We start from the raw sequence: 14,476 nt of genomic DNA, 5'->3' as shown, positions 1-14,476 counted from the left end.
CACCATCCACAACAAGCAACGGAGACATCATGCGGTTGACAGGTAAAACGGCCATCGTCACGGGTGGCGGCTCGGGTTTCGGCGAAGGCATCGCAAAGACCTACGCGCGCGAAGGCGCGAACGTGGTGGTCAACGATCTGAACGGGCCAGCGGCCGAACGGGTGGCGAGCGAAATCGCGCTCGCCGGCGGCAAGGCGATCGCGGTGGCGGGCAACGTCGCGCAACGCGAGGACTGGCAGAAACTGCGCGAGGCCGCGCTCGAAGACTTCGGCAGCGTGCAGATCGTCGTCAACAATGCCGGCACGACGCATCGCAACAAGCCGGTGCTCGACGTGACGGAAGCCGAGTTCGACCGCGTCTATGCGGTGAACGTCAAGAGCATCTATTGGAGCGTGCAGGAATTCGTGCCGTATTTCCGCGAGCAAGGCGGTGGATGCTTCGTCAATATCGCGTCGACGGCCGGTGTGCGGCCGCGGCCGGGCCTCGTCTGGTACAACGGCAGCAAAGCCGCGGTGATCATCGCCAGCAAGTCGCTTGCCGTCGAACTGGGCCCCGACCGCATTCGGGTGAACTGTGTGAACCCGGTGATCGGCGAGACGGCGCTGCTGTCGGAGTTCATGGGTGTCGAAGATACGCCGGAGAATCGCAAGCGCTTTCTGGCCGGCATTCCGCTCGGGCGCTTCTCGACGCCGCAGGATATCGCCAACGCGGCGCTGTATCTCGCCTCGGACGAAGCGGAGTTCATCACGGGCGTATGCCTCGAAGTGGACGGCGGGCGCTGCGTGTAAACGCCATGCAAACCAAACCATCCAGCACGGCTAGAATCGCGATCGAAGCAGGTACTTCATTTCCACAAGAAAAAAGGAGACACCATGGCTAGTCCCGCAGATCCGCTCCACCATTCCGGCGCGGGGGCGCCGCCTTCAAGTTTCGAAGAGGCGACCTACCGCAAGGTCACCTGGCGGCTCGCGCCGTTCCTGATGCTCTGTTACGTGGTCGCGTATCTCGACCGGGTCAATGTCGGCTTCGCCAAGCTGCAAATGACCACCGATCTGGGCTTAAGTGACGCGGTCTACGGCTTCGGTGCGGGGATTTTCTTCCTTGGCTATTTCATCTTCGAAGTGCCGAGCAACGTGATCCTGCACAAAGTGGGTGCGCGGGTTTGGATCGCACGGATCATGGTGTCGTGGGGCGTGATCTCGATGCTGACCATGTTCGTCACCACGCCGACCATGTTCTACGTGATGCGCTTCCTGCTCGGTCTCGCCGAAGCGGGCTTCTTCCCCGGCATCATTCTGTACCTCACGTACTGGTATCCGGCGCACCGTCGCGGCCGCATGACCACCTTGTTCATGACGGCAATCGCGTTGTCCGGTGTGATCGGCGGCCCGGTGTCGGGCTATATCCTGAAGAGCTTCAACGGCATGAACGGCTGGCATGGCTGGCAGTGGCTGTTTCTGCTCGAAGGGATTCCTTCCGTGATCGTCGGGGTCATGGTGTTTCTGATGCTCGACGACCGCATTTCGAAGGCCAAGTGGCTCACCAACGAAGAGAAGCAATTGCTCGAACGTCAGGTGTCAGCCGAAGAAGCCACCAAGCACGACATGCCGATCAGCCAGGTGCTCAGGAGCGGACGCGTGCTGATGTTTAGCCTCACGTACTTCTCGTTCGTGATGGGCCTATATGGTGTGAGCTTCTGGCTGCCGACCATCATCAAGGCGACTGGCGTGACAGACTCGTTCATGATCGGCCTGCTGTCCGCGATTCCGTTTGCGGCAGCGGTGGTCGCGATGGTGCTCGTGTCGCGCAGCGCGGACCGCCGTCGCGAGCGGCGCTGGCATATCGCGTTGCCGGCATTCGCAGGGGCGGTTGGCCTCGTGCTCTCCGTGGTGTGGGCCCACAACACGGTGCTGGCCATGGCCGCGCTCACGCTCGCGACCATGGGCATCCTGACCACGCTGCCGCTGTTCTGGAGTTTGCCGACGGCGATCCTCGCCGGCACGGGCGCGGCGGCCGGCATCGCGATGATCAACTCGATCGGCAATCTCGCGGGCTTTCTGAGCCCGTACGCAGTCGGCTGGCTGAAGCAGGCGACTGCCGCGAACGACTCCGGCATGTATATGCTGGCGGCGTTTATGATCCTCGGCGGATTGCTGGCGGTCAGTGTGCCGGCGAAGATGGTCAATAAATGAGGATGTGCGGTTCGTGACGTAAGGCAGACAGCGCCGTCAAACGCAGTACTTCACGAGCCAGGAGCTACGGTTCACGGTTCAAGTGACGTGCACCAGAATCCCGCATCAACCCTCCAACGAAAAAGCCCCCAATCCAATGCGCCCAGCCCCTCACTTGGCGTGTTGTTGCTGGACCTTTGATTTAACGCTGAGCCCCGCCAGTCTTGGATTGGCGGGGCTCTTCTTATTTTGAAAATATTTCTCTGCGCCCGTAACCCGGCAAAGTCCCCGTGCGGCGGGGCGAGGAAGGCTGCTGTTGATTGGGCACCAGCTCAGCGTTTGCAACGAACGTAGGGGCTTCGCGGGTTGGAGCGAGCCCCTTTCCCACGCGCTGCGCCCAACCGATTGATGACCAAACAAGTGCCTCAAATCGGCACAACGCGAGAAATGGCGGCCGAATTTTATACTTCCAGCCCGATATGTATAAAAAATGCCGAGGATTTTGGTCCTCGGCATCGAATCAGCCTTGTACGACAAGGCCCCTAACAACACACTAAGTGAGGGGCTGGTCCAATGCGCCGGGGGCTTTTTTCCGTCTACCGTAGCGCTCGATCAAACACACACCGCAGCGCTCAAAGCATCAAACGATATTCATCGCCAACGCACTCTCACGATAATGCTCGCTCGCCTTAGCGGAATCACCAATCTGCTCATGCAAACGCGCCAACGCGCGATGCGAACGAATCTTCAGCGTCTCGTTGTCGGCGAGTTTCAGTGCGCGCTCGAGGAACGATTGCGCCTTGCCCCACAACTGCTGATGCAAGCACAAGCGGCCCAGTGCAAACATCAGATCGGCATCTTCCGGGCGATCCTTCTGCCACCCTTCGGCCTTCTGGATCAACGGCAAGGCATCGCCCCCGGTTGTATCCGGATAACGGCGTAGCAGACGCGCGTCCCAGTTCTGTGCCAGCGCTTCTTCGACGATCTTGCGCGCTTCCTGCGGACGATTCAGCGCGACCAGCAGTTCGGCTGCGAGATCCGCGAGACGCGGCGAATGACGTTCGGTGGCCGACAGCGAACTCCACAACTCCAGCAGCGCATCGGCGTTATGGCGCCGGTCGCGCAACAGGTTTTCCGCCGCGAGCTGACGCAAACGCACCGCTACCGCCGGATGGATCGCTTCGCGTTTTTCCAGCGTCTTGACGAGCTTGAGCACTTCGCTCCAGTTCTTTAGCTGCTGTTGTGCGCGCAACATGATCTGCTGCGCGTGAATCCGCCGTGAGCCCTGCGACTGCATTTCGGTGAGCGCGGTGAGCGCGCCATCCGCGTCGCGGCCATCGGCACGCATGTCGGCGGTCGCCATCAGGCGTGCGTCCTGCCAGTCGGCTTCATCGATCTGGGCGAGCCATTCATCGCGCCGCGCATATTCATGCATGCGGTGCGCCGCGGTGGCCGCGATCAAACCGGCCGCGCCCTTGTTGTCGCCGTTCGTGAGCGAATCTTTCGCGGCTTTTTCAGCGCGCGAGAAACGCCCGGCGTACAGATTGCCGATCGCGTCACGCAATGCAGCATGCGCCTTCGCGACGCGCGAGCGCGCGCGATAGGCCGCCACGCGCTGCGGCATGCGCCAGATATTGCGCACGATGCGCAGCAACGCGTAGATCAGGATGAACAGCACCACCAGCCCGACCACGAACAGATTCAGCGAGATATCGACGCGGTACGGCGGATAGATCAGCAGCACCTGCCCCATATCGAAGCGTCCGACCACCGCCAGCACCACGGCGATGGCGAACAGCAGCGCGAGCCATAGAAGTCCCCGGATTGCCATGATTAACCTCGGCTCCGGTATTGATTGACGGCCTGCAGACTGGTGTTCAGATTCGGCAGTTCAACCGCGGCCGAGCCCTCATCCACCTGCTTGACCAGATCGATCACGGTCTGTGTTTTCTTCGACGTGTTGTCGAAGTAGCGCGTGAGCGCGGCCTGCGCCGCTTGCAGATCGGACTTCAGCGTAGTCTGGTTGCGCGACAGCAGCGCGAGCCGCGCCGACAGCAAACGCAGCTTCAGATTCTCGCGCACGAAGTAGCCTTGATCGGGCGTGACGAGCATCGCGTCGGCGTTGTCGATGCGGCGCACCTGCACGAGGCTGATGAGCTGCTGGCCAATGCCGGTCGTGACTTCGCGCCACCACACTTTCCAGCGCGGCTCGCCGGTGGCCGCAGCCACCTTCGCCGTGTCGGCCCAGGTGGCGGCCTTTGGCGTGGCGTGGGCAATCGGTGCTTCGCCGGAGAGCGGCAAGTTGTCGACCTGGTCGATCGCGTTGTCGAGCTTGATCGCCATACCCGTCAGATCCGTGGACGGCGCGGCCTTCAGTTTGTCGATATCTTGTGCGATCGCCTTGCGGACGGTGACGGCTTGCGGGCTATCCGAGGCGGCGAGACGCGTATCCGCGCTTTGCAGCGCAAACAGCGCCAGTTGCGTGTTACCGGTGAGCTGCAATTGCTGGCTTGCAGCCGACAGCATCTGACCGACTTCAGCCATCGTCCAGTCGTCGCGATTACGGGCGAGATCGGTGTATTGCTGTTGCAGTGCCTGCTGCGCGGTTTGCGCGTCAGCAAGTTTGCCCTCGAGTTGCGCGACCTGCGCGTCCGATTGATGAACCGTGGCCAGCGCCTGATCGGTCTTGACGCGCAACTCGTTGGTCTGCGCGTCGTTGGCTTGCTGGCGTTGCGCGAGTTGCTGCTCGGCGCGCTCCACCTTGCGATTAAGCGCATAGCCGCCCACACCCGCCGCACAAGCGATGATCACGACGACAAACCACAGCAGCGGTCCGCTCGCGCTGTGGCGCTTTTGCGCTTCGTAGGGCGTGAAGGGTGGATTCGGCGGCAACGCAGTCGTTGCGGCCGGCTGGGGTGAGGCGTTCGTGGATGCGTTCGTTTCAGTCATGCGTGATTTAGCCGGTGAATGAGCCGGGTTGGTCGGTACCGGTTGAACTACGGTCGGCACGGAGGCAAGCAAGGCGCGGGCAATGCGATCATCGCCCGCGCCGGACACCGTAATGCTATCAAAACCCAATGCCCGCGCGGTCTGCGCGATACGGGGATGCGGCGTGACCAGGTTGGCGTGCTTCAGTTGCGCGATTTCACCGGTGGTCAGATGCTCTTGCGCAAGCTCGTGCAGATTGCGCACGCCCTCCGAACTGGTGAGCAACCAGGCGTGCGGCTCGCCGGCAAGCAGCGCGTGCACGCGCGCCCAGCCGCCGATTGACGGTTCCGGCACGAGGCGGCGATAGGCCGCGACCGTTTCGACTTCGGCGCCCGCCTCGCGCAAGCGGTCGGCGAGCCATTCGCGGCCGCCGTCGCCGCGCACGATCAGTACGCGCTTACCTTCGAGCGTGCTCGCGCCGAGCGCGGTATCGATCGCCGCAAACAGACCTTCGGAGTCGAAGCGCGCCGTATCCTCGTCGGCTGCGGACGGTGGGCTGATAACGTTGTACGCTGGCGCCGTAACGCCGTGGCGGGCCAGCGCCTGCACACTGCCAGGCCCGACGACACCGATCGGCAGCGCGTGCGGCCAGATCGCATCGCTCCTGGCAAACGCGTGATCGACCGCATTGGGCGAGACGAACACCACCAGCGCATAGCGTTCCAGCGAAGCCAGCGCCGCACGCAATGGCGAATCGTCGGTAACAGGCGCAATGTCGATCAGCGGAAAATCGAGCACCGCAATGCCCGCCGCCGCGAGTTGCGCAATCAATTCGTTCGACTGACCGGCCGGTCGCGTAATCACGACCGTGAACGCCGCCTTGCCGACGGGTGAGGATGCGTTGCCGGGGATATCGGCCGCCATCACTCGCCAGTCACCGGGCTGTCCGCCGCGCCGTCCGCTGACGCTGCGGCGGGACCGCTGGCCGTGCTCAGCGCGCGGACGATGTCCATCGCGCCTTGCTGTTCGAGCGCGCTCGCCACTTCCTGACCAAGCGCAATCGCACGTTCGACGGTGGGCGCCGGTGCCGATGCCTGCGCACTCAAGACACGTTGGCCGTCGGGCGTGGCGACGATGCCGCGCAGATGCAGCGCGCCGTCGTGCCAGTGGGCATAGGCCGCGAGCGGCACTTCGCAACTGCCGCCAAGGGCGCGCGAGACCATCCGCTCCGCTTCGACGGCCGCTGCCGTATGTTCGTGATGCAGCGGCGCGAGCCATGCCGCGAGGTCCGCGCGACCGGCGCGAATCTCGATGCCGAGCGCGCCCTGACCGGCTGCGGGCAAGCTGTCTTCGGGGTCGAGCAGCGCGCGGATGCGCCCGCCGAGACCCAACCGCTTCAAACCGGCAGCCGCCAGAATGATCGCCGCGTAGTCGCCGCGATCGAGTTTTGACAGGCGCGTATCCAGGTTGCCGCGCAACGGCCGCACCACAAGATGCGGGTAACGCATGCGCAGCATGGCCTCGCGGCGCAGGCTGGAGGTGCCGACCACGGCGCCGCCCGGCAGCGCGGCAAGCGAGTCGTAATCATTAGACACCAGCGCGTCGCGCGGATCTTCGCGCTCCATGATGGCGGAAAGCGCAAAGCCCGCGGGCAATTCCATCGGCACGTCTTTGAGCGAGTGCACGGCCAGATCAGCGCGGCCATCGGCCAGCGCGGCTTCCAGTTCCTTGACGAAGAGGCCCTTACCACCAACCTTCGACAAAGTGCGATCGAGAATTTGATCGCCACGTGTTGTCATTCCGAGGATTTTTACGTCACAAGATGGATATAATTTGTGCAGCGCACATTGCACATGCTCCGCCTGCCACATGGCAAGGCGGCTTTCTCGCGACGCAATCACAAGCGTGTGGGGTGGCGCAAAAAACGTCTCGGTGTTCATTAGCTTGCTGATTGAATGACGGGATGTAATAACAATCAATGTTAGCACGCGACCCCGTGTCTCAAGGCACAGCGGAGCGCCGTGCCGGCACGGTATCGATGGAGGAGACAGGCTTCGCGCAGCGCGCGCCTGCCCCATCCCAGCCTGTTCAAGCACGGTCGTTCGCGCACCGGGGCGCGGCATGCGGGATGATGCAATGCGGCGCAACGTGCCTGGCGTGCATGTAAATGCACGTCGTGCGCCTCGTGCACTTGGTGCAAATGCGCGCGCGGCCCCCCCGCTCCGGCGTAGTGCCATCGGCCCGGACCGCTTTGTGCTGGTTCCGTGCAGTTCACGTTGCAACTCATAGTGCAGTTCCGCAGTAGCAGTTCATCACTCAACAGACCCTGGCTTCCCTGAGGAAACCCATCGTGACGTCTTCCGGATCGGCGCGCCCTGCCCGCCGCAACACTGCATCGCCCAACGCTTCCGCGGCCGACGCCGCTTCTGCCGCTGCAACGACTACCCAGTCCACGCCGGCCAAACGCGCCGGCAAAACTGCCAAGGCAACCCAGGCCGCTAATGTCGCCAAAACTGCCAAGTCCACCAAAGCCTCCGCGCCCGCCAAGGCGGTGAAGGCCGCGAGGACAGGTAAGGCGACGCAGGCCGCGAACGCCGCCCAGGCGCTGAAACCGGCCAAAGCCAAGTCCCCGAAGATCAAGGTCGTCGTGAGCGAAGCCGCGCCGCAAGCGACTAAAGCGCCCAACCTGCAAGCCGTTGCGCAGGATACGATCGTGCCCGCGTCGAAAGGCAGCGGCCGCACGCGTGAGGACAAGGATCATCCGCTGTTTCAGGACATCCGGTATCTGGGACGCCTGCTCGGTGACGTGCTGCGCGAACAGGAAGGCGACGCGGTGTTCGATGTGGTGGAGACGATCCGCCAGACCGCCGTGCGTTTTCGCCGCGAAGACGACAGTGCCGCGGCACAAACGCTCGACAAGAAACTGCGTTCGCTGAGTCCGGAGCAAACGGTCAGCGTGGTGCGCGCGTTCAGCTACTTCTCGCATCTTGCGAACATCGCCGAAGACCGCCACCGCAATCGCCGTCACCGGATTCACGCGCTGGCCGGCTCGACCTCGCAACCGGGCACCATGGCGCACGCGCTCGAACGGCTCGTCGAGGCGGGCGCCGCCGCGACGCCGGTGCTGCAACAGTTCTTCAACGACGCACTGATCGTGCCGGTCCTGACCGCTCACCCGACCGAGGTGCAACGCAAGAGCATTCTCGACGCGCAGCACGACGTCGCGAGCCTGTTGGCCGAACGCGATCAACCGTTGACCGACCGCGAGCGTGCGCATAACGAAGCGATGCTGCGCGCCCGCGTCACGTCGCTGTGGCAAACGCGCATGCTGCGCGATTCGCGCCTCTCCGTGGCCGACGAAATCGAAAACGCGCTGTCGTACTATCGCGCCACCTTTCTCGAAGAAATCCCGGCGCTCTACGCCGATATCGAAGAAGCGCTCACCGAGCACGGCATCGACGCGCGCCTGCCCCCGTTCCTCCAGATGGGCAGTTGGATCGGCGGCGACCGCGACGGCAACCCGAACGTCACGGCAGAAACGCTCGAGAACGCGATCACCCGCCAGGCCGCGGTGATCTTCGAGCACTACATGGAGCAGGTGCACAAGCTGGGCGCCGAGTTGTCGGTGTCGAACCTGCTGGCCGGCGCCAGCGATGCACTCAAAGAACTCGCGGCCGCCTCACCCGACCAGTCACCGCACCGTACCGACGAGCCGTATCGCCGCGCCCTGATCGGCATGTACACGCGGCTCGCGGCAAGTGCGCGGGTGCGTCTCGGCGAAGGCAGCGTGCCGGTGCGCAGCGCGGGCCGCGGCGCGGCGCCGATACGCGCCAAACCGTACGACGACTCCGCCGAATTCGTGCGCGACCTGCACGTGCTGATCGATTCGCTCGCCGAGCATCATGGCGCGCCGCTCGCGGCACCGCGCCTGTCGCCGCTCGCGCGCGCTGCCGAAGTGTTCGGCTTCCATCTGGCAAGCATCGACCTGCGCCAAAGCTCCGACATCCATGAAGCGGTGATCGCCGAGTTGCTGAAGCGAGCGGGCGTCGAAGACGACTACGCGTCGCTCTCCGAAGAAGACAAGCTCAAGGTACTGCTCGCCGAACTTTCGCAGCCGCGCTCGTTGCGACTGCCGTACGGCGAGTACTCCGATCTCGTGAAGAGCGAACTCGGCGTGCTCGAAGAAGCCCGCGTCACGCGCGAGAAATTCGGCGCGCGCGCGGTGCGCAACTACATCATTTCGCACACGGAGACCGTCAGCGATCTGGTCGAAGTGATGTTGCTACAGAAGGAAACCGGCCTGTTGCACGGCCGTCTGGGTGACGCGCACGATCCGGCGCGAGCGGGGCTGATGGTGATCCCGCTGTTCGAAACGATCCCCGACTTGCGCAACGCGCCGCACATCATGCGTGATCTGATCGCGCTGCCGGGCGTCGGTGCACTGATCGAACATCAGGGCAACGAGCAGGAAGTGATGCTCGGCTATTCGGATAGCAACAAGGACGGCGGTTTCCTGACATCGAACTGGGAGCTGTACCGCGCCGAGCTGGCGCTGGTGTCGCTGTTCAATGAGCGCGGCGTGACCCTGCGCCTGTTCCACGGACGGGGAGGCACGGTAGGCCGTGGCGGTGGTCCGACTTATCAGGCGATTCTGTCGCAGCCGCCGGGCACCGTCGACGGCCAGATCCGTTTGACCGAGCAAGGCGAAGTGATCGCAAGCAAGTTCGGCAATCCGGAAATCGGCCGGCGCAATCTGGAAACGGTGGTGGCCGCGACGCTCGAAGCCTCCTTGTTGCCGCACGGCATTGCGCCCGCGCAGCTGCCCGCCTTCGAAGAGACGATGCAGCAATTGTCCGACGCGGCGATGGCGTCGTATCGCGCGCTGGTCTACGAAACGCCGGGCTTCAAGGAGTATTTCTTCGAGTCGACGCCGATCTCCGAGATCGCCGAACTGAACATCGGCAGCCGTCCGGCTTCGCGCAAATTGCAGGACCCGAAGCAACGCAAGATCGAAGATCTGCGCGCGATTCCGTGGGGCTTCTCATGGGGGCAATGCCGTTTGCTGCTGACCGGCTGGTACGGTTTCGGCAGCGCGGTGGCCGCGCATCTGGACAGCGCGCCGAGCGACGCCGAGCGCACCCGCCGTCTTGCGCTGCTCAAGAAGATGCACAAGACGTGGCCGTTCTTCTCGAACCTGCTCTCCAACATGGACATGGTGCTGGCGAAAACCGACCTTGCGGTGGCCTCGCGCTACGCACAACTCGTGTCGGACAAGAAGCTGCGCAAGCATGTGTTCGAGCGGATCGTCGCGGAATGGGAGCGGACGTCGAAGGTGTTGTCGGAGATCACCGGCAAGAGCGAACGGCTCGCGGAGAATCCGCTGCTCGCGCGTTCGATCAAGAACCGCTTCCCGTATCTCGATCCGTTGAATCACTTGCAGGTCGAGTTGCTCAAGCGTCACCGCGGCGGCGATACCAACGCACGCGTGCGGCGCGGGATTCATTTGAGTATTAACGGGATTGCAGCGGGCTTGCGCAATACCGGCTGATCGAGCTGTATCAACCGGGTGGTTGGGCCCACCCGGCTTAACCAGCGGCCGCTGCTGAGCCGCACGAAAGACGAAGCCGAGCGCGGATCAATTCGCCACGCTCGGCTTCGGCGTTTCTGGGGCGTGTTTTCAGGCCCCATCGGCGGACGACGCAATGGTGCTCAACGCATCAACGCCCGCGCCATTTCCGCAATGGCATAGTGGACTTACTGCGCCTCGACCATCAGCGCGTCGAGCTTGAACGAGCCGTCTTCCTCCACGTCGAAATACTGGCGCACCTCATCGGGCGCGTTGCGCCACAACGAGCGAATCGCCACCACGTGCTGTTCCGGCGTGCGCATGCGCGCCACCCACGAACTGAACTCGATCGCGATGCGCCAGCGCTCGCGAATCGATGCCTTGAAACCGGCTGCTTCGAAAAACGCGATCCATTCGTCGGCACGGTAGTCGCGGATATGCGAGCCGTCGCGCAATACTTCGACCGACTGAATATACGTGTCGAGCAGCGGATGATCGGCGCCGGCGATGTCGATGAAGAGCACCTTGCCGCCCGGCTTCAACACGCGCCGCACCTCGGCCAGCGCGAGCGGCACGTCGTGCCAGTGATGCGCACTCATGCGGCTAATGATCCAGTCGAACGAATGATCGGCGAACGGCAACGTTTCGGCGGCGCCCTGTTGCGTGCGGATGTTGGCAAGGCCGCGATCCTTCGCTGCGCCAACGACCGTCTCCAGCATTTGCGGCGCGATGTCGTAGGCGACCACCTCTTTTGCGTGCGGCGCGACCGCGAAACTCGCGTGACCTGCACCGCAGCCCATGTCGAGCACCTTTGCGTCCGGGGTCGCGGCGATCGACTCGGCCAGCGCCCGCAGATCGGCGCCCGTGGCATGCGTCTGACTCGTCAAATACGCGGCGGCGGTCGAGCCGAAGGCGTCGGCGACTTGATCGTGGTGCTTCATGGAAGGCTCCGGTTATCTATGTGGGGTTCGGCCGGGCTCGGGCCGGGCCGGCCAGGACGGCGCTGCGCCGTTCCAGCCGTTACAATAGATCCCGCCGTGTACCAGTACAAGTTAAGCGATTATTCTGGTATCAATAACACTACCCCGACACCCCCTCGACGCCCCCAAGCGCTACCCGATAAGAATGACCACGCCGACCTCCGCCGACAACCCGCCGCCGCTCGACGCCACCCCTGCCCGCGCGCTCGGCGATTTCATCCGCGCGCATCGCGAACGGCTCACGCCGCAAGCGCTGGGCCTGCCGCCCGGCCCGCGCCGCCGGACCCCCGGTTTGCGGCGCGAGGAAGTCGCGCAGCTATGCGGCGTGAGCCCGACCTGGTACACCTGGATCGAGCAGGGCCGCCCGGTCTCCGCCTCCGCCGACGCACTGGCGAGGATTGCCGTCGCCTTGCAGTTATCGCGCGCCGAGCGGGCGTATCTGTTCGAGCTGGCCGCCCAGCGCGACCCGGCCGAGCCCGATCCGGCCGCCGCCGACGCGCCCGCCACCCTGCTGGAAACCGTGCAACTCGTCAACGCTCCGGCTTACGTGCTCGACCGGCAGTGGAACGCACTCGCCTGGAACGAGCGCGCCGCCGACCTGTTCGTCGGCTGGCTGGACGGCGCGCATGACCGCAACCTGCTGCGCTACACCTTCACCGAGCCAGCCGCCCGTGAGCTGATCGCCGACTGGGAAACCCGCGCGCGGCGCCTCGCCGCCGAATTCCGCGCCGATTCGATCCGCCATCTGAACGACGCGCCCACGCGCGGGCTGATCGACTCGCTCACCGCCGCCAGCGACGCATTCGCCCGTTTCTGGGCGTCACAGGACGTCGGCGGCCGTGAAGGCGGCCGGCGCGAATTCAACCATCCCCGCGACGGCCGCCTCGTCTACGACCAGATCACCTTCAAACCCGCGCATCGCGAGGATCTGAAGCTGGTCGTGCTGGTGCGGGAGTAGCTGCTGTGGAGCGGAGGCGCACCGCGGCATACGTGGCCGCCGGCCACCAGGCCGTTCGCGCCGCCCGCCTTTTCTCCGCGTCGCTCGTTAGAAGCCGGTAGCACGGGTCCGGCTGCCCGAGCGGCCGCCGACGGGCGGCATCGAGGGGGTCGGCCGCCAGTGTTAAAATCCCTGTCTTTCTTCGCTTCGGCGGCGCCTGCACGTACGCGACCGCCGTCAGCCTCCTCACCTCGTTCAACTGCCCAACACCATGACGTCCCAACTGCACAAAAAAGGCGAAGCCTGGTCGGCTCGCTTCTCGGAGCCGATGTCGGAGCTTGTCAAACGCTACACGTCGTCGGTTTTCTTCGACAAGCGTCTGGCGCTCGTCGATATCGAAGGGTCGCTCGCGCACGCCTCGATGCTGGCCGCGCAGAAGATCATCGCCGCCGACGACCTCGCCGCGATCCAACGCGGCATGGCGCAGATCAAGGGTGAAATCGAGCGAGGCGAGTTCGAGTGGCAACTCGATCTGGAAGACGTCCACCTGAACATCGAAGCGCGCCTGACCGCGCTGATCGGCGACGCCGGCAAGCGCCTGCACACGGGCCGCTCGCGCAACGACCAGGTCGCGACCGACATCCGCCTGTGGCTGCGCGGCGAAATTGACCGCATCGGCGGCCTGCTGACGGAATTGCGCACGGCCCTGCTCGACATGGCAGAAAAGAACGCCTCGACCATCATGCCCGGCTTCACGCACCTGCAAGTCGCGCAACCGGTCACGTTCGGCCATCACCTGATGGCTTACGTCGAAATGTTTTCGCGCGACGCCGAGCGCATGGTCGATTGCCGCAAGCGCGTGAATCGTCTGCCGCTGGGCGCAGCCGCTCTGGCCGGCACCAGCTATCCGATCGACCGTCATGCGGTGGCGAAGACGCTCGGCTTCGACGGCATCTGCGCGAATTCGCTGGACGCCGTGTCGGATCGTGATTTCGCGATCGAATTCACGGCGGCTTCGGCACTGGTGATGACGCACGTGTCGCGCTTCTCCGAAGAACTCGTGCTGTGGATGAGCCCGCGCGTCGGCTTCATCGATCTGGCCGACCGTTTCTGCACCGGCTCGTCGATCATGCCGCAGAAGAAGAACCCGGACGTGCCTGAACTCGCGCGTGGCAAGACGGGCCGCGTGAACGGCCATTTGATCGCGCTGCTGACGTTGATGAAAGGCCAGCCGCTCGCGTACAACAAGGACAATCAGGAAGACAAGGAGCCGCTGTTCGACACCGTCGACACGGTGGCCGATACACTGCGCATCTTCGCTGAAATGGTCGCCGGTATTTCGGTGAAGCCGCAAGCCATGCGCGACGCCGCGTTGCAAGGCTTCTCCACGGCAACCGACCTCGCCGACTACCTGGTCAAGCGCGGCCTGCCGTTCCGCGACGCCCACGAAGCGGTCGCGCTCGCGGTGCGCGTGTGTGCCGATCGCGGCTGCGACCTGGCCGACCTGACGCTCGAAGAAATGCGTCAAGAACTGCCGAACGTCGCGCACCTGATCGGCGAAGACGTGTTCTCGTATCTGACGCTCGAAGGTTCGGTGGCGAGCCGCAACCATCCGGGCGGCACGGCGCCCGAGCAGGTGCTCGCAGCGGTCAAGGCCGCACGGGCAGCGTTGAAGTAAGGCACGGCACGGCGCGCTTTGGCGCGTCCAGCGGTGCGTGTATTGCGGCGTGTGTTGCCGCATGCAATACGTGCGGGCAATAAACGACGCGTAAAAACAAAGGCGAACTCAGCAACGGGTTCGCCTTTTTCGTTTTCGTGGCGGGATTGATTGCGTTGATTGCGCGAAGCGCCGCGCAAATCGGGATAGGGGCAGGCCTCGCGGCCCGCCCCCTCC

General features: G+C 64.1%; 9 protein-coding genes. 5 read left to right on the top strand and 4 right to left on the bottom strand.

What is annotated here, in order from left to right; genetic code table 11:
- Nucleotides 1–29 precede the first annotated feature (29 nt).
- Together PQQ96_RS30355 and PQQ96_RS30350 are read left to right on the top strand one after the other, a co-directional pair.
- Nucleotides 30–788, top strand: coding sequence for an SDR family oxidoreductase (locus PQQ96_RS30355; protein WP_408299451.1), 759 nt, complete (start codon nt 30–32; stop codon nt 786–788).
- A gap of 84 nt (nt 789–872) precedes the next feature.
- The gene (locus PQQ96_RS30350; RefSeq protein ID WP_408299449.1) at nt 873–2,192 is read left to right on the top strand and encodes an MFS transporter; all 1,320 of its coding nucleotides are present in this window, start codon (nt 873–875) and stop codon (nt 2,190–2,192) included.
- 619 nt (nt 2,193–2,811) lie between these two features.
- On the opposite strand, the gene PQQ96_RS30345 is transcribed toward PQQ96_RS30350, so the two are convergent.
- The 3 genes from PQQ96_RS30345 to hemC are packed head-to-tail and all read right to left on the bottom strand — an operon-like array spanning nt 2,812 to nt 7,039.
- Nucleotides 2,812–4,002: a heme biosynthesis protein HemY gene (locus PQQ96_RS30345; RefSeq protein WP_408299448.1), complete on the bottom strand. Its 1,191-nt coding sequence runs from the start codon at nt 4,000–4,002 to the stop codon at nt 2,812–2,814.
- A 2-nt stretch (nt 4,003–4,004) separates the two neighbouring features.
- Complete coding sequence (gene hemDX / locus PQQ96_RS30340) at nt 4,005–6,023, bottom strand: fused uroporphyrinogen-III synthase HemD/membrane protein HemX (RefSeq protein ID WP_408299446.1); 2,019 nt, start codon at nt 6,021–6,023, stop codon at nt 4,005–4,007.
- On the bottom strand, nt 6,023–7,039 hold the full coding sequence (gene hemC, locus PQQ96_RS30335) for a hydroxymethylbilane synthase (protein WP_408299444.1): 1,017 nt from the start codon (nt 7,037–7,039) through the stop codon (nt 6,023–6,025). Before hemC ends, hemDX begins: the two co-directional genes overlap by 1 nt.
- Before the next feature lie 410 nt (nt 7,040–7,449).
- Between hemC and ppc the strand changes: the two genes are divergently transcribed.
- On the top strand, nt 7,450–10,647 hold the full coding sequence (ppc, locus tag PQQ96_RS30330; protein WP_408299442.1) for a phosphoenolpyruvate carboxylase: 3,198 nt from the start codon (nt 7,450–7,452) through the stop codon (nt 10,645–10,647).
- A 206-nt stretch (nt 10,648–10,853) separates the two neighbouring features.
- On the opposite strand, the gene PQQ96_RS30325 is transcribed toward ppc, so the two are convergent.
- On the bottom strand, nt 10,854–11,606 hold the full coding sequence (locus tag PQQ96_RS30325) for a class I SAM-dependent methyltransferase (RefSeq protein ID WP_408299440.1): 753 nt from the start codon (nt 11,604–11,606) through the stop codon (nt 10,854–10,856).
- A 184-nt stretch (nt 11,607–11,790) separates the two neighbouring features.
- Between PQQ96_RS30325 and PQQ96_RS30320 the strand changes: the two genes are divergently transcribed.
- Both PQQ96_RS30320 and argH read left to right on the top strand, forming a co-directional pair.
- Nucleotides 11,791–12,603, top strand: a complete 813-nt coding sequence (locus PQQ96_RS30320) for a helix-turn-helix transcriptional regulator (protein WP_408299439.1) — start codon at nt 11,791–11,793, stop codon at nt 12,601–12,603.
- Between the two features lie 250 nt (nt 12,604–12,853).
- Nucleotides 12,854–14,260, top strand: coding sequence for an argininosuccinate lyase (argH, locus tag PQQ96_RS30315; RefSeq protein WP_074285070.1), 1,407 nt, complete (start codon nt 12,854–12,856; stop codon nt 14,258–14,260).
- The last annotated feature ends 216 nt before the right edge of the window (nt 14,261–14,476 follow it).

It is taken from the genome of Paraburkholderia sediminicola (genome assembly GCF_046027825.1).
GTDB lineage: Bacteria > Pseudomonadota > Gammaproteobacteria > Burkholderiales > Burkholderiaceae > Paraburkholderia > Paraburkholderia sediminicola_D.
Note: the sequence above shows the minus strand (reverse complement) of the source record. Positions and strands in the feature narration are given on the sequence as shown.

Excerpts from the sequence above, each read along its gene's own strand:
- PQQ96_RS30355 (WP_408299451.1), top strand. The coding sequence starts at position 30 with ATGCGGTTGACAGGTAAAACGGCCATCGTCACGGGTGGCGGCTCGGGT.
- PQQ96_RS30350 (WP_408299449.1), top strand. The coding sequence starts at position 873 with ATGGCTAGTCCCGCAGATCCGCTCCACCATTCCGGCGCGGGGGCGCCG.
- PQQ96_RS30345 (WP_408299448.1), bottom strand. The coding sequence starts at position 4,002 with ATGGCAATCCGGGGACTTCTATGGCTCGCGCTGCTGTTCGCCATCGCC.
- hemDX (WP_408299446.1), bottom strand. The coding sequence starts at position 6,023 with ATGGCGGCCGATATCCCCGGCAACGCATCCTCACCCGTCGGCAAGGCG.
- hemC (WP_408299444.1), bottom strand. The coding sequence starts at position 7,039 with ATGAACACCGAGACGTTTTTTGCGCCACCCCACACGCTTGTGATTGCG.
- PQQ96_RS30325 (WP_408299440.1), bottom strand. The coding sequence starts at position 11,606 with ATGAAGCACCACGATCAAGTCGCCGACGCCTTCGGCTCGACCGCCGCC.
- PQQ96_RS30320 (WP_408299439.1), top strand. The coding sequence starts at position 11,791 with ATGACCACGCCGACCTCCGCCGACAACCCGCCGCCGCTCGACGCCACC.
- argH (WP_074285070.1), top strand. The coding sequence starts at position 12,854 with ATGACGTCCCAACTGCACAAAAAAGGCGAAGCCTGGTCGGCTCGCTTC.